We start from the raw sequence: 20,622 nt of genomic DNA on the forward strand, positions 1-20,622 counted from the left end.
GCCTACTGCTCGCCGCCCGATCGCCAGAGGCTCTTCGTCAGCGGTTCAAGCAGATAGGCCAGCGCCGTTCTCTTCCTCAGCAGGATGACCGCCTCCACCGGAGCGCCTGGTCGCAGCGAGTCGGCCGCCCGGCCGAGGGCCTTGAGCTCGGACGCCGGGATGACGATTTCGACCCTGTAGTAGGCGGCGCCCGTCCGTTCGACGGTGAAGCTGTCGGCCGAAATCCGGACCAGCCGTCCCCGGATCGTCGGCGGGTTTGCTTCCCGAAGGCCGGGGAACCGCACTTCCGTGCTCATGCCGACCTGCAGATTGTCGACGTCATTCGGATTGACCCGGGCCACGATCACCTGGGACGCGTCGCGCGGCACCACTTCCATCAATGTCTGCCCAGGCTGAACGACGCCGCCCGGAGTGAAGACCGTAAGACCGACGACTGCGCCCGAGGCCGGCGCGCGCACCTCGGTCCGTGCGATCTGGGCTCTCAGCTCAGCGATCCGGGGCCGGAGTTCGTTCAGCTGCACGTCGATCTGGCGCAACTGATCCGCGACCTCCTCGTTCATCCGCGTCGACACGGCTGACGCCTGCAAACGAGCCTCGCCGATCGCTTCCCGCGAGCGCGCGACCTGGGACTTCAACGAACCGAGCTCACCGTCCAGTTGGACCGAGGCTCGCTCCAGGGCGCGAACACGCGTCAGAGGCGCATACCCTTGAGCCGCCAGACGGCGCATGCCCGTCAGCTCTTCCTGGATCAGCCGCTGCTGATCACGGTTCGAGACCATCTGCCGCTCGTAGCCCCCGATCTGCTCGTTCAGCTGCGCCACGCGTTGGTTCAGGACGCCCGTTTCGGTCGAACGCCCGCTGCGCCGCGCATCGAACTGCAACCGCTGAATACGCAGGGATTCACGCGCCAGAACGAGATCGTCTCCCGACAGGTCGCCGAATTCCGCAGGCGTCGGGATAGCCTCCAGTCGGTCGCGTTCCGCGGTCAGGCGCGCCCTTTGAGCGATCAAGGCGTAGGCCTGGCTGGCCGCTCCTCGCTCGACCGCTCTCAGCTCGCCGGACGCCAGCCGCAACAGGACTTGCCCCCGCCGGACCGAGTCACCCTCTGCGACATGCAGGGCCGTGACCACGCCGCCCTCGCGATGCTGCACCGCCTGACGATTTCCGGAGACGGCGATCTGACCTTCGGCATAGGCGCCCGCGTCCAGCGGCGCCAAGGCGGCCCACCCGAGAAAAAACACGAAGAACGCCACTATGACGGCGCCGCCGAGCAACAGCTCCAAACGCGGCGAATCCGACATAGGCGCCGGCGCCGCTGGAAGCGGAGAGGACGCGGCGATCATTGGCGCGGGAGCCCGGGACGTGACTTCGGTCATTGGGCGCGCCGCGAGGCCTTGGCGGCGGTCCGGTCCCGCGCCGACGCCGCCTGCTCCAACGGCTCCGGCTGGAGGGGCGCCTGGCGTGTCGACGGGACCGGTTCACTCGCGGCAGCGGAGGGCCCGTTCCGTCGGCCTGCGCTCGCGCGCAGTTTCTCCAGGACCTGCTCGCGGGGGCCCTCAAACTGAACTCGGCCGTCCCGCATCACGAGCAGGCGATCCATCCTCGTCAGGACGCTCGCCCGATGTGCGACGACGATCACCGTCGCCCCGCGCGCCTTTGCTCCACTGATCGCCCGCATGAGCGAGACCTCGCCCTCCTGATCCAGGTTGGAATTGGGCTCGTCCAGCACCAGCAGCACCGGGTCGTTGTAAAGCGCGCGAGCCAGGGCGATCCGCTGCGCCTGCCCCGCGGACAGGCCTTGGCCTCTCGGGCCGAGGACCGTGTCATAGCCCCGCGGCAAACGCTGGATCAGTTCGTGTGCGCCCGCCGCGACGGCGGCCTTCACGGCGCCGCGGTCCGCGACATCGGGCGAAAGCCCGGCAGCAGCGGAGAAACGCGATATGTTCTCCTTGATCGAGCCCGCGAACAGGCTGGGAGCCTGCGGCAGATAGCCGATCCAGCGCGCCAGCTCGTCGCCTTCTCGGGCCTCGTACTTTGCGCCATCGAGACGGACTGCTCCGGCCTGGGGGTGCAGCGCGCCAACGATCACACGGGCCAGAGTCGTCTTGCCCGAGCCGCTGGCCCCCATGATCCCGAGCGTCGTTCCAGGCGTGAGCGTGAAGGAGACTCCTTGCAGCTGCGGTTGTTCCGTGTCCGGAAACTTCACCAGCACGCCTTCAACCTGAACCCTGCCCAGCGGGTCCGGCAGCAGGGTTCGCTCACGCTCGACCGCCGCGGTGTCGACGAACAGCTCGGTGAGCACCTTCCAGCTGCTGGCCGCCTGAACGAGACTGGGCCAGGCCCCGACCAGCAGTTCGATCGGCGCGACCGCGCGACTGAGCAACACGGACGAGGCGATGATGGCGCCGGCTGAAATTTCGTTGTTCACCGCCAGATAGGCCGCCAGCGCCAGGACGGCCGACTGCAGGATCAGGCGCAGGAACTTGATCGCTCCCGCGTAGCGACCGCCCGCCAGCTGGGCGTCTGCCTGGGCGGCGGTCGCCAGACGGCGTTGCTCGACCTGCCGTGCGATGGACGACTGCCGCATGCCCAGAGCGCGGACGATCTCGGCCTGGCCGGCGACTCCTTCCAGGGCCGCGTAGGCGAGGTTCTGCGACTGGATGGCCTTCTTCAGTCGTGGCCGGGTGTCGCGTTCGTTCAGCCACGCCAAGAGGAACAGCAGCCCGCCGCCGACGAGCGTCAGCAGTCCAATGGCGGGGTGGATCAGGAAGCAGCACAACAGGTAGATCGGCGTCCAGGGCGCGTCGAACAGGGCCAGCATTCCCTGGCCGCCTATGGCGCCGCGCACCTGATCGAACTCACGCAGAGCCAGAGTGTTCGGCGACCTGGTCTGTAGGTCGACAACCCTCGCCAGCACCTTGCTCGACAGAAGCCGGTCAAGACGGAGCCCGGCTCGCAACATCAGCCGCCCTCGCAACCAGTCCAGCGCGGCCAGGGCGGCGAGGGCGAATAGGGCGACGATCGTGACCAGCGCCAGCGTCGTCAAACCGCCCGTCGGCACGACCCGGTCATAGACCTGCATCATGTACAGGGTCGGCGTCAGATAGAGCAGGTTTACGAACGCGGAGAACACCGCGGCCCACAACAGGTGCGGTCGACAGGCTCTCAGGGCTTCGGCCAGAGGTTCTGTTCCCGGCTTGTCGGACGAAAGATGCTTCAACAAGGCTGAGCCACGCGACGGTTATCCATGGAGACGGTATCGCACCGCCGGCTCCGTCCAGGATAGCATCGGTCAGCGGCACGTCACCGACGTCGGGCTGCTCCGTCGCCGAACCATTGCGACGCAGCCGCGGCAAACGCGTCGGGATCCAGACCTCCCTCGCCCGCCCAGGCCACGACGCCATCGGGTCGGACGAGCACGGCGCTCAGGCCCAACCTGTTCCGAGCTTCGCCGGCGACGTAGTTGATCCGGCCGATCCAGCCGTCGGACAGGTCCTGCAGGGACGTCTGCGCCTCGAAGTCCAGCAGGAGGCCCCTGCCGCTCCTGAGCAACACGCCCAGCCGCGTTCCGTCCGTCAGTTCGAAGTCCGGCGCGCTGCGGCCGACCAGCGGATGATCATCGCCGAGGCCGTAGCGGAGCGACACGCCCCAAACGCGCTCGGCGAAATAGGTCGCCCCGTCGCGCGTGGCGATCAGATCGCGGATGACGGCTTCGAGAGCCCGGGAACTGGGGCTCGGCCGCATCAGCGCGACCTGGGCGCGCGACCAGTCGAGAATCTGCGCGCCCGCCGGACTGCGCTCGGCGAAGTAGCTGTCGAGCAGGCCCCCGGGCGCGTCGCCGCGGATGGTGGCGGCCAGCTTCCAGCCCAGGTTCATCGCATCGCCAAGCCCGAGGTTGAGACCCTGACCGCCCAGCGGCGAATGGATGTGCGCGGCGTCGCCCGCCAGCAGCACTCGGCCTTTGCGGTAGGCCGTCGCCTGAAAGGCGCGATCCGTCCAGGTCGTGGCCTGCCGAAGGCCGGTCACCACGACATCGACGCCGGAAACGCGCCTGAGGACCGCCTGCACATGCTCCAGCGTCGCCGGCTGGGTGCGATGAAAGGCTCCGCCATCGAAGTCGGTCATCGCGATTGTCCCTGGGCGGGCGTAGGTGAACATGCCCGTCGGCGTGTAGTGACGACCCGGCGGAAGCGCCTCCGGATCGGCCAGCTCGACCTCGACCGAATAGCCGGTGAACTCCGGGTCGGTGCCGATGAAGTCGAAACCGCAGACCTTGCGGACCGTGCTGCGGCCCCCGTCACATCCGACCAGCCAGCCGCCATGGAAGGTTGCGTCGCCGGCGCGGACGACCACGCCGTCATCCGACGGTTCAACCGCCTCGACTGTGAAGCCGCGCTGGATCTCGACCCCGAGGGCAGCCGCGCGCAGGGCCAAGACAGTCTCGAGCCCCTCCATGTCGACGGCCAGGCTGACGCCCGCCGGGCTCGGCAGGCGGTACGGCCATGTCGAGGGATCAACGTCGTCCTGGAGGAACTGGATGCCGGCGAAATGGCCGCCCGGCCGGCGCGCCTGGCCGGCCCAGTGGGGCGCCGGCGCTCCGCTTCGGCCGCCTTGCAACGCTGCGACCTCGTCCAGAAGACCCCGCCGGTGGAAAGCCTCGAGGGTCGGCGCCGACAGGCCGCGCAGCCCGAACGGGAGTCGTTTCAGCGGGGAACCCGGTTCCTCGGCCTGTTCCAGCACCAGCACCGAAGCGCCGGCGAGGCGCAGTTCACAGGCGAGGAACAGGCCCACGGGGCCCGCTCCGGCGATCAGGACGTCATGGGTCATGGCGGCTTCTTCGATAGGGGCGTCGACCGCGGTCGGCACAATATTACACTCAGTGTAATTTTATATGTGGTATAGAACCACTCATGTCAAACCCACCCGGACTTCGAGACCGCAAGAAGGAAGCGACGCGCCAGGCGATCTCCAACGTCGCCACGCGCCTGTTCATCGAGCATGGCTTCGACAACGTCTCCGTCGCGGACGTGGCGCGCGAGGCGGACGTCGCCCGCAAGACGGTGTTCAACTACTTTCCCCGCAAGGAGGATCTGGTCTTCGATCGCGAGGAGGAGACCCGCGCCCTGGTCCGCGAGGCGCTGGCCGATCGCGGCGGCTGTCCGCCCGTCCGGACCTTCCAGGCGTTGATGCGGACCCTGCTCGCCGAGCAGCATCCCCTGTTTCGGATCACGGAGCGGCCGATCCGGTTCTGGCGCGCGGTCGCGGAGAGCCCGGCGCTCACCGCGCGAGCCTGCGAGCTTCAGGTCGCGCTAGCCGACGATCTGGCGGCCATGCTGGCCGAGGCGGCCGGCCGCCCCCGCCCGGATCCCTGCGCCGGTCTCGCGGCGACGATGCTGATGGGGACGCTGGTGACGGCCTACCGCGAGGCGCTGCGCGCTTTCAGCCAGGGCCAGACGCCCGAGCCGGCCTTCTCGAACGTGATGGAGCGCGGTTTCGTCGGCGTCGACGCGGCGTTGGCGGGAACGCCCTACGTCTGACCCTGGTCAGCGTTTCGAGCGGTCCCTCTGTGGAAAGGGCGTCTCGCCACGCTCGAGCATGGCGACCAGGGTCTCGATCTTCTTCCTGCGGCCGGCTTCGGTCTTCATGTTGTGCGTGCGGAACGCCAGGGCGAAGCGGTTCTGCGCCGACAGCCCGTCGAGCATCGCCCGCGCCCTCGGACTGGCGTCGATGGCCGACTGCAGGTCGTCCGGAATCGTCATTTCCTTGCTGCCGGCATAGGCCTTGTCCCAGCGGCCGTCGGCCTTGGCCGCTTCCACCTCCCTCAGGCCGTGCGACGTCATCCGCCCCTCGGCGATCAGACGGGCGACGTTATCGACGTTGATCCGGCTCCAGACGCTGCGCTTGCCGCGCGGGCTGTAGCGCTGGAGGAAGCTCTTCTCATCCAGGCTCTTGCGCACGCCGTCGATCCAGCCCCAGCAGAGCACGACATCAATGGCCTCGACCGGCGTGATCGAGGCCAGGCCCGAGGCCTTCTTGTGGACCTTGATCCAGAGCTCGGTCTCGCGGTCATGGTTCTCGCCCAGCCAGACGTAGAAGCTCTCGGAGTCCGGAAACGCGCGGACCTTGGCGGGATCGACTTGGATGGCGGCCATGTGCAGATCCTAGCGATGACCGTCCGCCGACGCACGCGGCTCTTGCCGCCCCCTACGTCAGCCGGCGAAACCTGCGCCTGTGGCGCTCGCGATCCTTCACGGCTATGCGTCATCCAACGACAGAGGGAGCCCCTAGGCCATGAAGACCCAGATCACCGAACTCTTCGGCATCGAGCATCCGATCATCCAGGGCGGCATGCACTACGTCGGTTTCGCCGAGATGGCGGCCGCGGTGTCGAACGCGGGCGGTCTTGGGATCATCACCGGCCTGACGCAGGGCACGCCCGAGAAGCTGGCCAAGGAGATCGCGCGTTGCCGCGAGATGACCGACAAGCCGTTCGGGGTGAACCTGACCTTCCTGCCGGCGGTGACGCCGCCGGACTACCCCGGCTTCGTGAAGGTGATCGTCGACAGCGGCGTGAAGGCGGTCGAGACCGCCGGCAACAACCCGCAGAAGTGGCTGCCGGCGCTGAAGGAAGCGGGCATCAAGGTCATCCACAAATGCACCAGCGTTCGCCACTCGCTGAAGGCTGAGTCGATCGGCTGCGACGCGGTCAGCGTCGACGGCTTCGAATGCGGCGGCCACCCGGGCGAGGACGACGTCGGCAATTGGGTGCTGCTGCCCCGCGCCGCCGAGGAACTGAAGATCCCGTTCGTGGCCTCGGGCGGCGTCGGCACGGGCTCGCAGCTGGTCGCGGCCCTGGCGCTGGGCGCCGACGGCATCAACATGGGCACCCGCTTCATCGCCACCAAGGAAGCGCCGGTGCATGAGAACGTGAAGCAGGCGATCGTCGCCGCCAGCGAGCTCGACACCCGACTGGTCATGCGCCCGCTGCGCAACACCGAGCGTGTGCTGACCAACGCCGGCGTCGAGCGACTGCTCGAGAAGGAGCGCACCCTGGGCTCGGACATCAAGTTCGAGGATATCTTCGCCGAGGTCGCGGGCGTCTATCCCAAGATCATGGTCGAAGGCCAGATGGACGCCGGCGCCTGGTCCTGCGGCCAGGTCGCGGGCCTGATCCATGACATCCCGACGGTGAAGGAGCTGATCGACAAGATCATGGGCGACGCCCACGAGATCATCAGCCAGCGCCTGAAGCGCTTCGACGCCTAGAGGGAGGGCAGACCTCCAGCAGCCCTCTGTTCTCCTCCGACCGTCCCCGCGAAGGCGGGGACATACGGCGGAAGAGAAGCGTCGCGACCGCGCGGCGCCGTCCCCCTCCTTCTCAGCTCCACGACGACCGCCCTACCCGCACGGCGCCCGCGCTGCTAAGCCCGGACAAACACATCGGAACAAACGCCCGCGGGAGGCCCCATGATCAAGACGCTCAGGACCCACGGGATCTGGTTCGCCTTCGCCCTGCTCGGGGCCGGCTGCCTGGCGGTGATCGGCGCCAATCGCGGCGAGCAGATCAGCGCGCTGTGGATCATCGCCGCGGCGGTGTCGGTCCACCTCGTCGCCTACCGCTACTACAGCCGCTATATCGCCGAGCATGTGATGAAGCTGGACCCCCGTCGGGCGACGCCGGCGATCATCCACAACGACGGGCTCGACTACGTCCCGACCGACCGCAAGGTCCTGTTCGGCCACCATTTCGCGGCCATCGCCGGCGCCGGTCCGCTGGTCGGGCCGGTGCTCGCGGCCCAGATGGGCTACCTGCCCGGCATGCTGTGGATCCTGGCCGGCGTGGTGCTGGCCGGGGCGGTGCAGGACTTCATGATCCTGTTCATCTCCATGCGGCGCGACGGCCGTTCGCTCGGCGAACTGATCCGGTCCGAGATGGGCACGATCCCCGGCATGATCGCCCTGTTCGGGGCCTTCATGATCATGGTCATCATCCTGGCGGTGCTGTCGCTGATCGTGGTCAAGGCCCTGGTCGGCAGCCCCTGGGGCGCCTTCACCGTCGGCATGACCATCCCGATCGCGCTGTTCATGGGAGTCTACTCCCGCTTCATCCGGCCGGCCCGGATCGGCGAGGTCTCGATCATCGGCTTCGTGCTGCTGATGGCCGCCATCGTGTTCGGCCAGAACGTCGCCGCTTCTCCCGTGCTGGCGCCGCTGTTCACCCTGACCGCGACGCAGCTGTGCTGGGCGCTGATCATCTATGGCGCGATCGCCTCAATCCTGCCGGTCTGGCTGCTGCTGGCGCCGCGCGACTACCTGTCGACCTTCCTGAAGATCGGCGCGATCGTCGCCCTGGCTATCGGCATCGTGATCATGGCCCCGCCGCTGCAGATGCCGGCCTTGACCCAGTTCGTCGACGGCAGCGGCCCCGTCTGGTCAGGCTCGCTGTTCCCGTTCCTGTTCATCACCATCGCCTGCGGCGCGGTCTCCGGCTTCCACGCCCTGATCTCGTCCGGCACCACGCCCAAGCTGATCGCCCAGGAGACCGACGCCCGCTTCATCGGCTACGGCGCGATGCTGATGGAATCCTTCGTGGCCATCATGGCCCTGGTCGCGGCCTCGATCCTCGATCCGGGCGTCTACTTCACCATGAACAGCCCCGGCGCCGTGGTCGGGACCACCGCCGAAAGCGCCTCGGCCGCCGTCACGGCCATGGGCTTCCCGATCGACGCGGCGACCATCAGCCAGACCGCCAAGGACGTCGGCGAGACGACCATCATCTCCCGCGCCGGCGGCGCCCCGACCCTGGCGGTGGGCATGGCCGAGATCTTCTCCCATGTCATCGGCGGCAAGGCGATGATGGCCTTCTGGTACCATTTCGCCATCCTGTTCGAGGCCCTGTTCATCCTCACCGCGGTGGACGCCGGCACCCGCGCCGGCCGCTTCATGCTGCAGGACCTGTTCGGCGCCTTCATCCCGAAGTTCAAGGACACCACGGCCCTGGCGCCCAGCCTGCTGGCCACCGGACTCTGCGTCTCGGCCTGGGGCTACTTCCTCTACCAGGGGGTCACCGATCCGCTCGGCGGGGTGAACACCCTGTGGCCGCTGTTCGGCATTTCCAACCAGATGCTGGCCGCGGTCGCCCTGGTCCTGGCCACGGTGGTGCTCTTCAAGATGAAGCGCCAGCGCTATGCCTGGGTCACGGCCCTGCCGGCCGCCTGGCTGGTGGCCTGCACCATGACGGCCGGCGCCCTGAAGCTGTTCTCGCCGGATCCGGCGGTCGGCTTCCTGTCCCACGCCGCCAAGTTCTCGAAGGCCTTGGCCGACGGGACCGTGCTGGCGCCGGCCAAGAGCCTGGCCGACATGCAGCAGATCGTCCTGAACGACCGGATCAACGCCACGCTCTGCGCGCTGTTCATCGCCGTGGTGCTCAGCATCCTGGTCTACGGCGTTCGGGCCGCGCTGAAGGCTCTGCGGACGGCGGAGCCCACCGCCCAGGAGACGGCGCCGCAGGCGCTGCCGGCCGAATGATGATCCGCTGGGGAGAACGCCTGTCCGACGCGGCCCGCTGTCTTTGCGACAGCGCCAGGCTGATGGTCGGGCTGCCCAACTACGAGGCCTATGTCGCGCACATGGCCAAGACCCATCCGGGCCAGGCGCCGATGACCTACGAGCAGTTCTTCCGGGAACGGCAGGACGCCCGCTACGGCGGCGGCAAGGGCGGCTTCCGCTGCTGCTAGGCCCGTCCGGCCCCGCCGCGCGACGCGGGCGGGGCCTCCTAGACGTCGCCTAGAACTGGGTCTCCAGCATGATCCGTACGGTGCTGGAGGTCTGGTCGTTGGACAGCATGCCCTCGTAGTCGAGACCGAAGCGGGTCCCGCTCTTGCGGAGCAGGTCCAGACCCAGGCCGTAGAGCATCCGGTTGCGATCCAGCGGGCTGGCGTCGAGGCTGTAGACGTTGCCGCTCAGCCAGTCGGCGTAGCGGATCCGCTGCGTCCTCGACCCCTGCAGATCATAGGCGTACTCGATCCGGAAGCTGGGGATCGCCCGCCCGAACCGGGTCTTCAGGGCATACTCGCCCCTCAGGCCGATCGCGCCGGTCACGGTGTTGGTCGTCTGCTCCTCATAGGCCAGGGCGAAGGCGCCGCCGCCGGTCTCGGTGAAGGCGCCCAGGGTCGAGCGGCTCGCCTCGATCCGGCCGTAGGGCGACAGCTTCAGGCCGTGCGGATGGCGATAGTCCCATCCGGCCGTTACCGCCCCGAACCACTGGTCCCCGTCCCGCTGGCCGTAGGCGAACTGGCCGTTGGCCGTCACATACCGCTTGGAGTCGAAGTCCAGCTTGCCGTAGCCCAGCACCACATCCAGCCAAGCCGCCTCGGTCGGCTGGAAGCTGCCGTACACCGACAGGCTCCAGGCGTCCGCCTCGCTGCGGGTGCCCCTTCCGCCGATCTTGCTGGTGTCGGTCGCCCAGCCCAAGGCGCCGCCCAGCACCAGCTTCTCGCTCAGCCGCCGGTCGACCCCGATGGTCAGGCCGTCGGTGTTGAACTTGAAGCCCTCGCGGTCGCGACCGTCGTCGGCCCGGCCGAAGTTGGCCGCCCCCGACACCCACACGCCCCACGGACCGGAGCCGCCGCCGCCCATGCCGGACGTCCGCAGGTCATCCTGACGCCGTTCGGGCGAGCCGTCGAAGCCCAGGGCCCGGTCGCCCGGCAGGAACCGGCCGCTCAGCCCGCCGATCACGCCGAAGGTCTCCTGCATTCGCCGCAGTTCGCTCGGATCGTTGGCCAGACCGCCCGCCAGGGCGCCGCCGCTGCTCAGGCTCAGGCTGCTCGAGAAGCCGCCGCCGCCCTCGCCGTCGCCGTGCAGCTGCTCCAGTCGCCGGTTGATGTTGCCGATCTGGGCCGTGGCGAAGCGGCGCGCCGTCTCGCCCTGGGCCGCGATCAGGCCGGTCACTTCCGCGTCCTTCGTCGGATCCGGCCGCGGCTGCACCACAATGGTCACTGTTCCTGGCGCGCCGGTCGTGAAGGCGTTGCTCAGGGTGTAGGTCACCACCGCGTTGCCGGTGAAGCTGTCGACCGGCTTGAAGGTCAGGTCGTACAGCTGCTGGCCGCCCGCGACACGGCCGCTGATCGTGGCCGCTCCCGATCCCGCCGGCGTCACCGACACGACCGCCGCGCCGGTGAACGGAGCCCCGAAGGCGCCCTGGGTCAGCTCCACCGTCGCCGTCTGGCCGGCCATGATGGTCACCGTCTTGGGCGGCGCGGGCACGACGGCCGGGTTGACCGTGATCGTCACCGTCGCCGGGGCGGAGACCCCGCCGGGGTTGGTCACGGTGTAGGTGAAGCTGTCGGGACCGGCATAGGCGCCGTTGGCCGTGTAGGTGATGGTCAGGCCGCTGGCGACCGCCGTCCCATGGCTCGGCGGCGTCGCCACCTGGGCCGCGATCAGGTCCAGGCCCGTCGCCCCCTGGGCTGCGTCGATGATCACGCTCTGGCCGCCCACCACGCTGACCGTCTTGGGCTGGACCACCGGGATCGGCGTGCCGATCGCCAGGGTATAGGCCGCCGACTGGGTGAAGCCGTGGGCATCCGTCGCCGTCACCGTGAAGCTGTTGCTTCCGGCCGTCGTCGGGGTCCCCGCGAGGACGCCCGCCGTGGTCAGGGTCAGGCCGGCCGGCAGGGTCCCGGTCGCCACCGTGAAGCTGTATGGTGCCGTGCCGCCGCTGGCCGAGATCGTCTGGCTGTAGGCCACCGTCCGCAGACCGCCCGGCAGCGCCCCCGCCGCCGGCGTCATCACGATCGTCGGCGCGTTGATCTGCAGGGTGTAGGCCACGGACGCGCTGACGAACGGCCCCGGCGCCGGGCTCGCGTCGGCCGCCCTGACCGAGAAGCTGTAGTTCCCCGCCGCGGTCGGAATCCCCGACAACGTCCCGCCGGTCGACAGGGTCACGCCCGGCGGCAGCGACCCGGACGCCACCGTGAAGCTATGCGCGCCCTGGCCGCCTGTCGCCGTAAACGCCTGGCTGTAGGCTGTTCCGCCGACGCCGCCCGGCAACGCCCCCGCCGCCGGCGACGTCAAGGTGATCGTCGGATCCGCCACCACGACCGTGTAGGCGCGATCGCCAGTGAAACCATGCGTGTCGGTGGCGCGGATGGTGAAGTTGTAGGTTCCCGCCGCCGTCGGCGTCCCGGAGAAGGCGCCGGCGCTGTTCAGGCTCATGCCGATCGGCGGCGCGCCGGACGGCAGACTGAAGCTGTAGGGCGCCGTCCCGCCGGAGGCGGTGAAGGTCTGGCTGTAGCTTGCAGCCGTGGCGGCCGCCGGCAGGCTGGCCGGGCCGACGGTGATCGACGGCGCGGCGATCGTCACGCTGTAGGCGACCGGCGCGCTGGTGAAGGGTCCGCCGTCCACGCCCGGGCTGCTGTCGGTCGCCCGCAAGGTGAAGTTGAAGGTTCCGGCCGCCGTCGGGGTCCCCGACAGGACTCCCGCCGAGCTGAACGCCACGCCGATCGGCAGCGTGCCCGACACCAGCGAGAAGCTGTGCGGTCCCTGGCCGCCCGAGGCCGTGAAGGTCTGACTGTAGGGCGAACCGCCCGTGCCGCCGGGCAGAGCCCCTGCAGCGGGGGCGGTGATGGCGACCACCGGATCGGCGACCACGACCGTATAGGCCTGGTTGGCGGTGAACCCGTGCGTGTCGGTGACCCGAACCGTGAAGCTGTACGTCCCCGCCACCGACGGCGTGCCGGACAGCACCCCGGCGCTGCTGAAGCTCGTGCCGATCGGCAGCGACCCGGACGGCAGGCTGAAGCTGTAGGGCGCCGTCCCGCCCGAGGCGGTGAGGGTCCGATTGTAGAGCACCGCCGTCACGCCATCCGGCAGGCTTGTCGGATTGATCGTGATCGTCGGGGCCGCGATGGTCAGGCTGTAGGTGACCGGCGCGCTGGTGAACGGCCCGCCGTCCACGCCAGGACTGGAGTCGGTCGCCCGCAGGGTGAAGTTGAAGGTTCCCGCCACCGTCGGCGTCCCGGACAGGACTCCCGCCGAGCTGAACGCCGTTCCGATCGGCAGTGTGCCCGCGACCAGCGAGAAGCTGTGCGCTCCCTGGCCTCCGGAGGCGGTGAAGGTCTGACTGTAGGGCGATCCGCCCGTGCCGCCGGGCAGCGGTCCAGGGGCCGGCGAGGAGATGGTGATCACCGGATCGGCGACCACGACCGTATAGGCTTGGTTGCCGGTGAACCCGTGCGTGTCGGTCGCGCGGATCGTGAAGTTGTAGGTCCCGGCCGTCGACGGCGTGCCTGAGAAGGCTCCGGCGCTGTTGAGGATCATGCCGATGGGCAGCGTTCCGGACGGCAGGCTGAAGCCGTAGGGCGCCGTCCCGCCGGAGGCGGTGAAGGTCTGGCTGTAACCCACGGCCGTGGTCGCGTTCGGCAGGCTGGTCGGGCTGAGCGTGACCGTCGGCGCCGTAACCGTGAGGCTGTAGGCGACCGGCGCGCTGCTGAACGGTCCCGGCGCCGGACTGGCGTCGGTGGCCCTGATGGTGAAGTTGAAGATTCCCGCCACCGTCGGCGTGCCGGACAGCACGCCGCCGGCGCTCAGCGTCACCCCGGCCGGAAGCGAACCCGCGGCCAGAGCGAACGTGTGCGTTCCCTGACCGCCGCTGGCGGTGAAGGTCTGGCTGTAGGCCGTTCCGCCCGTGGCGCCGGGCAGGGCGCCGGTCGCGGGCGACGTCACGCTGATCACCGGGTTGGCGACCGCGACGGTGTAGGCGCGGCTTCCCGTGAAGCCGAGGTTGTCGGTGGCCGTGACCGTGAAGCTGTAGTTGCCGGCCGCCGTGGGCGTGCCGGTCAGGCCGCCGCCCGCCGCCAGGATCAGGCCGGTCGGCAGGGTCCCGGCGGTGACCGCGAAGCCGTGCGGCGCCGTTCCGCCCGTGGCCGTGATCGTCTGGCTGTAGGCCAGGGCCGTCGTCGCGTTCGGCAACGTCGTCGGATTGACCGTGATCGTCGGCGCGACGATGGCCAGGCTGTAGACGACCGGCGCGCTGGTGAACGGCCCGCCCGGGGTCGGACTGGAGTCGGTGGCCGTGACCGAGAAGTTGAAGTTCCCGGAGACCGTCGGCGTGCCGGACAGGCTTCCGCCGGCGCTGAGGGTCACCCCGGCCGGAAGCGAGCCGGCGGACACTGCGAAGGTGTGGCCGCCCTGGCCACCGTTGGCGGTGAAGGTCTGGCTGTAGGCCACCCCGCCCGTCCCGCCCGGAAGCGGCCCCGCGCTCGGCGAGGTGACGGTGATCACCGGATCGGCGACCACGACCGTATAGGCGCGGCTGCCGATGAAGCCGAGGTTGTCGGTCGCCGTGACCGTGAAGTTGTAGGTGTTGGCCGCCGTCAGCGTCCCGGAGATCACGCCGGTGGCGCCGTCCAGGGACAGGCCCGTCGGCAGAGTCCCGGCGGTGACCGTGAAGCTGTACGGCGCCGTTCCGCCGGTCGCGGTGATGGTGTCGCTGTAGCTGACCGCCGTGGTCGCGTTCGGCAGGGTGAGCGGACTGACCGTGATCGCCGGCGCCGTGACCGTGATGCTGTAGGCGACCGGCCCGCTGTTGAACGGTCCCGGCGCCGGGCTGGCGTCCGTCCCCGTCAGCGAGAAGTTGAAGGTGCCGGCCGCCGTCGGCGTGCCGGACAGCACGCCGCCGACCAGGCTCAGTCCCGGCGGCAAGGTCCCGCCGGTCTGGGCCACGCTGTGCGTCCCCTGGCCGCCCGAGGCGGTGAAGGTCTGGCTGTAGGCCACGCCGCCGGTGGCGCCCGGCAGCGCGCCCGCCGCCGGCGACAGGGTGATCACCGGGTTGGCGACCGCGACGGTGTAGGCGCGGCTTCCCGTGAAGCCGAGGTTGTCGGTGGCCGTGACCGTGAAGCTGTAGTTGCCGGCCGCCGTGGGCGTGCCGGTCAGGCCGCCGCCCGCCGCCAGGGCCAGGCCAGTCGGCAGGGTCCCGGCGGTGACCGCGAAGCCGTGCGGCGCCGTTCCGCCCGTGGCCGTGATCGTCTGGCTGTAGGCCAGGGCCGTCGTCGCGTTCGGCAGCGTCGTCGGATTGACCGTGATCGTCGGCGCGACGATGGCCAGGCTGTAGACGACCGGCGCGCTGGTGAACGGCCCGCCCGGGGTCGGACTGGAGTCGGTGGCCGTGACCGAGAAGTTGAAGTTCCCGGAGACCGTCGGCGTGCCGGACAGGCTTCCGCCGGCGCTGAGGGTCACCCCGGCCGGAAGCGAGCCGGCGGACACCGCGAAGGTGTGGCCGCCCTGGCCGCCGCTGGCGGTGAAGGTCTGGCTGTAGGCCACCCCGCCCGTCCCGCCCGGAAGCGGTCCCGCGCTCGGCGAGGTGACGGTGATCACCGGATCGGCGACCACGACCGTATAGGCGCGGCTGCCGATGAAGCCGAGGTTGTCGGTCGCCGTGACCGTGAAGTTGTAGGTGTTGGCCGCCGTCAGCGTCCCGGAGATCACGCCGGTGGCGCCGTCCAGGGACAGGCCCGTCGGCAGGGCTCCCGCCGTGACCGAGAAGGTATGCGGCGTGGTGCCGCCGCTGGCCGTGACAGTCTGGCTGTAGGCCGTCGCCGTCGTTCCGTTCGGCAGGGTGGTCGGACTGACCGTGATCGTCGGCGCCGTGACCGTGATGCTGTAGGCGACTGGCCCGCTGTTGAACGGTCCCGGCGCCGGGCTGGCGTCCGTCCCCGTCAGCGAGAAGTTGAAGGTGCCGGCCGCCGTCGGCGTGCCGGACAGCACGCCGCCGACCAGGCTCAGTCCCGGCGGCAAGGTCCCGCCGGTCTGGGCCACGCTGTGCGTCCCCTGGCCGCCCGAGGCGGTGAAGGTCTGGCTGTAGGCCACGCCGCCCGTGGCGCCCGGAAGCGCTCCGGCCGCCGGCGACAGGGTGATCACCGGGTTGGCGACCGCGACGGTGTAGGCGCGGCTGCCCGTGAAGCCGAGGTTGTCGGTGGCCGTGACCGTGAAGCTGTAGTTGCCGGCCGCCGTGGGCGTGCCGGTCAGGCCGCCGCCCGCCGCCAGGGCTAGGCCAGTCGGCAGGGTCCCGGCGGTGACCGCGAAGCCGTGCGGCGCCGTTCCGCCCGTGGCGGTGATCGTCTGGCTGTAGGCCAGGGCCGTCGTCGCGTTCGGCAGGGTTATCGGACTGACCGAAATCGCCGGCGCGGTGATCGTGATGCTGTAGGCGACCGGCGCGCTGTTGAACGGTCCCGGCGCCGGACTGGCGTCCGTCCCCGTCAGCGAGAAGTTGAAGGTGCCGGCCGCCGTCGGCGTGCCGGACAGCACGCCGCCGACCAGGCTCAGTCCCGGCGGCAAGGTGCCGCCGGTCTGGGCCACGCTGTGCGTCCCCTGGCCGCCCGACGCCGTGAAGGTCTGGCTGTAGGCCACGCCGCCGGTTCCGCCGGGCAGCGCTCCCGCCGCCGGCGACAGCGTGATCACCGGGTTGGCGACGACCACCGTGTAGGCCCGGCTGCCGATGAAGCCGAGGTTGTCGGTCGCCGTGATCGTGAAGTTGTAGGTGTTGGCCGCCGTCAGCGTCCCGGAGATCGCGCCGGTGGCGCCGTCCAGGGACAGGCCCGTCGGCAGCGTCCCCGAGGTCACCGAGAAGGTCCGGGGCGCCGTCCCGCCGGTGGCGGTGACGGTCTGGCTGTAGGCTGTCGCCGTCGTTCCGTTCGGCAGGGTCGTCGGACTGACCGTGATCGTCGGCGCCGTGACCGTCAGGCTGTAGGCCACGGGCGTGCTGGTGTACGGGCCGGGATTCGGACTGGAGTCCGTCGCCGTCACCGTGAAATTGAAGGTCCCCGAAACCGACGGCGTGCCGGACAGCGCCCCGCCCGTGCTCAGCGTAACGCCGGCCGGCAGCGAGCCGGACGCCAGGGCGAAGCTATGCGGCGTCTGGCCGCCGCTGGCGGTGAAGGTCTGGCTGTAGGCCACCCCGCCCGTCGCGCCGGGCAAGGCGCCGGCGGCCGGCGAGGTGATCATCACCGGCGGCGCCAGGATATCCACGGCGTAGCTGCGCGTGACCGCGAACGGGGCGCCCGTCCCGGTGCTCGAATCCTGCGCCCGGACCGTGAAGTTGGCCGGCCCCATCGCGGTCGGCGTGCCGGTGATCGCGCCGGTGCCCGGGTTGATGCTCAGGCCGGCCGGCAAGGCGCCGGCGGAAATGCTGTAGGTGTACGGCGCCTGGCCGCCCGAGGCCGTGGTCGTCTGATTGTAGGCGACGCCCATGGTCCCGTCCGGCAGACTGACCGGGTTCAGCACCAACGTCGGCGGACTGACCGTGACGGTCACCGTCGCCGGCGCGGAAGTGCCGGCCGTGTTGGTCGCCGTGTAGGTGAAGCTGTCAGGCCCCGCATATCCTGGCGTGGGGGTGTAGAGAATCGCAAGGCCGCTCGGCGTCGCCGTGCCATGTGTCGGCGGCGTCGCGACCGCCACGCTGGCGGCGGCCCCGCCGGTGATGCTCAATGTGAGCGAATTGTTGCTGCTGTTGTGGGCCACTGTCCGCGAGACCGGATTGGCCACCGGCGGGATCGCGGCGATGCTGAAGCTGTAGGCGCGCGTGCCGAAGTAGGGGCCGGTGCCGGTGCTCGAATCCTGCGCCCGCGCCGTGAAGTTGAAGGAGCCGTTCCCCGTCGGGGTGCCCGACAGGACGCCGCCCGCGCTCAGCGCCAGACCCGGAGGCAGGGCGCCGCCGCTGACGGTCCAGGTATAGGGCGAGGTGCCGCCGGTCGCCGCGAGCGTCGTCGGGCCGTAGGCCGATCCCTCGGTGCCGTTGGGCACCGACGCCGTGGTCACGGTGATCGTCGGCGGACTGATGGTGACGGTGTAGGGCTGGTCGATCGTGAACGGACCCGTGCCGATCGAGTTGTCCTGCGCCCGGATCGTGAAGTTGAACGTCCCGCCGGCCGTCGGCGTGCCGGACAGCGTCACCGTGCTGGTGGTCGCATTGGGATTCGAGACCACGCCGAGGGACAGTCCCGGCGGCAACGATCCCGAGATGACCGAGAAGGTGTAGGGCGAGGCCCCGCCGCCGGCGGTCAGCGTCTGGCTGTAGGCCGTCGCCACGGTCCCGTTGGCCAGGGTCGGCGTGAGGGTGAGCGTCGGCGCGGCGACCGTCACGTTGACGGTGGCGGTCAAACGCCCTGCCCCGCTGCACCCGGCGTCGTTGCAGAAGTACATCGTGTAGGTGTCGGGCCCCGCCCATCGCGAATGCGGCGCGAAGGTCAGGGTGTTGTCGGAGGCGTTGGTGACCCCCGACCAGGTCCCGCCGCCGGTCGACGTGCCGCTGGTGGGCGCCGCGACGCCGCTGTCGACCGCCGGATAGCGTGGGTCGCAGGCCGCGAGCACCGCCGGATTCTGGCTGGTGCTCATCACGAAGGTGTTGCCGGTCGAACGGTATGGGACCGTTCCCCAGTTGATGGTGCAGGTCCCAGCCGCCTGTGCGGGCTGCGGCGCCGCCAAGGTCAGCAGCGTCGCCGCGAAGACGAACATGAGAAGGCCCATCGGGCCGAACGACACGACATCGCGGATCACCCGCGAAAGATTGAAACGCTGCACCCCGCCCTCGCTGTCCTGATTCAATCGGACTCGATCGGCGCGCGTCGGCGCCGAGTACGCAGAGACTCAACGCGTCGGGATCAGCCCCCCACGGGCCACCCCAGGTTTACAGACACACCTTATGCCAGTTCAGGCCGCACCCTTAACTGTAAACTCGTAAAAAGCGAAATCCTCTGTGGCATATTGCCAAAATTGCGGACTTGGTTCCTATTGGCGGCGCGACGACTGGCGGGGCGGCAGTCGTTCGAGCGAACCGCTCATCCGGGGAGAACTCCCCCGGGAGACCAGTGGGGTATGTCGCGCAAGCGTACATCCAAGCTGTTCGGGCAGGCCGAACGGCGCTGAGCGGGAGAGCGCCCAGTGGCAGAGTATTACCTCGGTCAGATCATGATGACCGGCTTCAACTTCGCCCAGAAGAACTTCGCCATGTGCAACGGGCAGCTCCTGCCCATCGCACAGAACCAGGCCCTGTTCTCACTGCTGGGCGTGATCTACGGCGGCAACGGCACGACCAATTTCCAGCTGCCCAACCTCATGGGACGCGCGCCCGTCGGGCAGGGACGCGGCCCCTTCGGCACGAACAACATCGGCCAGAGCGGCGGCGTGGAGAACGTGACGGTGCTGCTCAACCAGTTGCCGCAGCACACCCATATGTTCGCGGCCAACACCGCGGCCGGCACGACGCTGACGCCGTCGGCGGCGCCCGGCACCTACGCGACGGCGACCATCTCCGGCGGCGGGACCGAGTCGATCTACGCGCCGCCCGCTTCCGGAGCGCTGGTTCCGCTTTTGCCGGCGGCCATCAGCTCCGTCGGCGGCACGCTGCCTCACGCGAACATGCAGCCGTTCGAGGTGATCAACTTCAACATCGCCCTCAACGGCGTCTATCCGTCGCGCAACTGAGCTGGAGAGGACAACATGAGCACGCCCTATCTCGGCGAAATCCGGATGTTCGGCTTCCCGCGCATCCCGACCGGCTGGCAGAACTGCAACGGCCAACTCCTGTCGATCGCGGAATACGACGCCCTCTTCAACCTGCTGGGCACCACCTACGGCGGCGACGGCATCACCACCTTCGCGGTGCCGGACCTGCGCGGCCGCCTGCCGCTTCACCAGGGTCAGGGCCAAGGCCTCAGCCCCCGCCCGATCGGCCAGAGCGGCGGCACGGAAACCGTCCTGCTGAACACTCAGCAGATTCCGAGCCACACCCACTCCTGGATGGCCACCCAGGGGGCGGCGAACTCGGCGAGACCCGCGAACACCGAGGTCCTCGGCGCCCTGGCGACCGACACCCAGTATCTCACGGACATCACCGGCTACATCGCCTATCCGCTGGCCCCGACGACGGTCCAGCCGGCCGGCGGCAGTCAGCCGCACGAGAACATGATGCCCTCCCTGACGGTGAACATCTGCATCGCGCTCTTCGGCATCTATCCGTCGCAAGGCTGACCCACCGCATCGACAGCGGCGGCCTAGACCGTCGCCCGAACATCGAGAATCTCCATGACCGAACCCTTCATCGGCGAGATCCAGCTCTTCGGATTCCCCTTCGCCCCCGCCAAGTGGGCGACCTGCTCCGGCCAGCTGATCCCCATCCAACAGAACACCGCCCTGTTTTCCCTGCTCGGCACCCAGTACGGCGGCAACGGCACCACCAATTTCGCGCTGCCCAATTTTGGCCAGTACTCCCCTGACAACCAAGGCCAGGGCCCCGGTCTGACGCCCCGAACCGTGGGGGAAATGGTCGGGACGCCGACCGTGACCCTGCTCCAGAACGAAATGCCGGCCCACACCCACACCGCCCAGATCTACATGGCGCGGGGGGTCACGGCCCGAGTCGGGACGCCGCAGGCCAACTCGGCGCCCAGCAACCCGACCGCCGCGCAGGGCTTCGTCACGACCGGCGCGCCCGACACCGTCCTGTCGCCGATGACCCTTGCCATGTCGGGAGGCGGCCTGCCGCACGAAAACAGCCAACCCTACCTGACGGTCAACTTCTCGATCGCCTTGCAGGGCGTGTTCCCGAGCTTCGGCTGACGCAGAGAC

At 69.5% G+C, this 20,622-nt stretch carries 12 protein-coding genes; 7 read left to right on the forward strand and 5 right to left on the reverse strand.

Going from position 1 to position 20,622, the window contains the following annotated elements; genetic code table 11:
* Window positions 1-2: 2 nt before the first annotated feature.
* The 3 genes from CSW64_RS17825 to CSW64_RS17835 form a co-directional block, all read right to left on the reverse strand.
* Window positions 3-1,283, reverse strand: a complete 1,281-nt coding sequence (locus CSW64_RS17825; protein WP_245863757.1) for an HlyD family type I secretion periplasmic adaptor subunit — start codon at window positions 1,281-1,283, stop codon at window positions 3-5.
* Window positions 1,284-1,372: 89 nt separating this feature from the next.
* Complete coding sequence (locus CSW64_RS17830) at window positions 1,373-3,145, reverse strand: type I secretion system permease/ATPase (RefSeq protein WP_245863758.1); 1,773 nt, start codon at window positions 3,143-3,145, stop codon at window positions 1,373-1,375.
* A gap of 158 nt (window positions 3,146-3,303) precedes the next feature.
* The gene (locus CSW64_RS17835; RefSeq protein ID WP_099623361.1) at window positions 3,304-4,827 is read right to left on the reverse strand and encodes an FAD-dependent monooxygenase; all 1,524 of its coding nucleotides are present in this window, start codon (window positions 4,825-4,827) and stop codon (window positions 3,304-3,306) included.
* A gap of 83 nt (window positions 4,828-4,910) precedes the next feature.
* On the opposite strand from CSW64_RS17835, the gene CSW64_RS17840 reads away from it, so the two are divergent.
* Entirely contained in the window at window positions 4,911-5,537 is a 627-nt protein-coding gene (locus CSW64_RS17840) for a TetR/AcrR family transcriptional regulator (protein ID WP_099623362.1), read from the forward strand.
* Between the two features lie 6 nt (window positions 5,538-5,543).
* On the opposite strand, the gene CSW64_RS17845 is transcribed toward CSW64_RS17840, so the two are convergent.
* On the reverse strand, window positions 5,544-6,152 hold the full coding sequence (locus tag CSW64_RS17845; protein WP_099623363.1) for a YdeI/OmpD-associated family protein: 609 nt from the start codon (window positions 6,150-6,152) through the stop codon (window positions 5,544-5,546).
* Window positions 6,153-6,291: 139 nt separating this feature from the next.
* Between CSW64_RS17845 and CSW64_RS17850 the strand changes: the two genes are divergently transcribed.
* From CSW64_RS17850 to CSW64_RS17860, 3 genes are all read left to right on the forward strand, one after another.
* Entirely contained in the window at window positions 6,292-7,266 is a 975-nt protein-coding gene (locus CSW64_RS17850) for an NAD(P)H-dependent flavin oxidoreductase (RefSeq protein WP_099623364.1), read from the forward strand.
* A gap of 201 nt (window positions 7,267-7,467) precedes the next feature.
* Window positions 7,468-9,528, forward strand: a complete 2,061-nt coding sequence (locus tag CSW64_RS17855; RefSeq protein WP_099623365.1) for a carbon starvation CstA family protein — start codon at window positions 7,468-7,470, stop codon at window positions 9,526-9,528.
* Entirely contained in the window at window positions 9,525-9,737 is a 213-nt protein-coding gene (locus CSW64_RS17860; protein WP_425430348.1) for a YbdD/YjiX family protein, read from the forward strand. The genes CSW64_RS17855 and CSW64_RS17860 overlap by 4 nt, the downstream gene beginning before the upstream one ends.
* 49 nt (window positions 9,738-9,786) lie before the next feature.
* Here CSW64_RS17860 and CSW64_RS17865 read toward each other — a convergent pair whose 3' ends face one another.
* Window positions 9,787-18,600 carry a putative Ig domain-containing protein gene (locus CSW64_RS17865; protein WP_099623366.1) on the reverse strand — a complete coding sequence of 2,938 codons (8,814 nt, stop codon included), beginning with the start codon at window positions 18,598-18,600 and terminating at the stop codon, window positions 9,787-9,789.
* Between the two features lie 336 nt (window positions 18,601-18,936).
* Here CSW64_RS17865 and CSW64_RS17870 point away from each other — a divergent pair, with 336 nt between their 5' ends.
* Genes CSW64_RS17870 through CSW64_RS17880 form a run of 3 tightly spaced genes read left to right on the forward strand, consistent with a single transcriptional unit; the run spans window position 18,937 to window position 20,613 of the window.
* Complete coding sequence (locus tag CSW64_RS17870; protein ID WP_099623367.1) at window positions 18,937-19,479, forward strand: phage tail protein; 543 nt, start codon at window positions 18,937-18,939, stop codon at window positions 19,477-19,479.
* A 15-nt stretch (window positions 19,480-19,494) separates the two neighbouring features.
* Complete coding sequence (locus CSW64_RS17875; RefSeq protein WP_099623368.1) at window positions 19,495-20,025, forward strand: phage tail protein; 531 nt, start codon at window positions 19,495-19,497, stop codon at window positions 20,023-20,025.
* 54 nt (window positions 20,026-20,079) lie between these two features.
* Window positions 20,080-20,613 carry a phage tail protein gene (locus CSW64_RS17880; protein WP_099623369.1) on the forward strand — a complete coding sequence of 178 codons (534 nt, stop codon included), beginning with the start codon at window positions 20,080-20,082 and terminating at the stop codon, window positions 20,611-20,613.
* Window positions 20,614-20,622 lie beyond the last annotated feature (9 nt).

This window comes from Caulobacter mirabilis (assembly GCF_002749615.1).
Taxonomy (GTDB): Bacteria; Pseudomonadota; Alphaproteobacteria; order Caulobacterales; family Caulobacteraceae; genus Caulobacter; species Caulobacter mirabilis.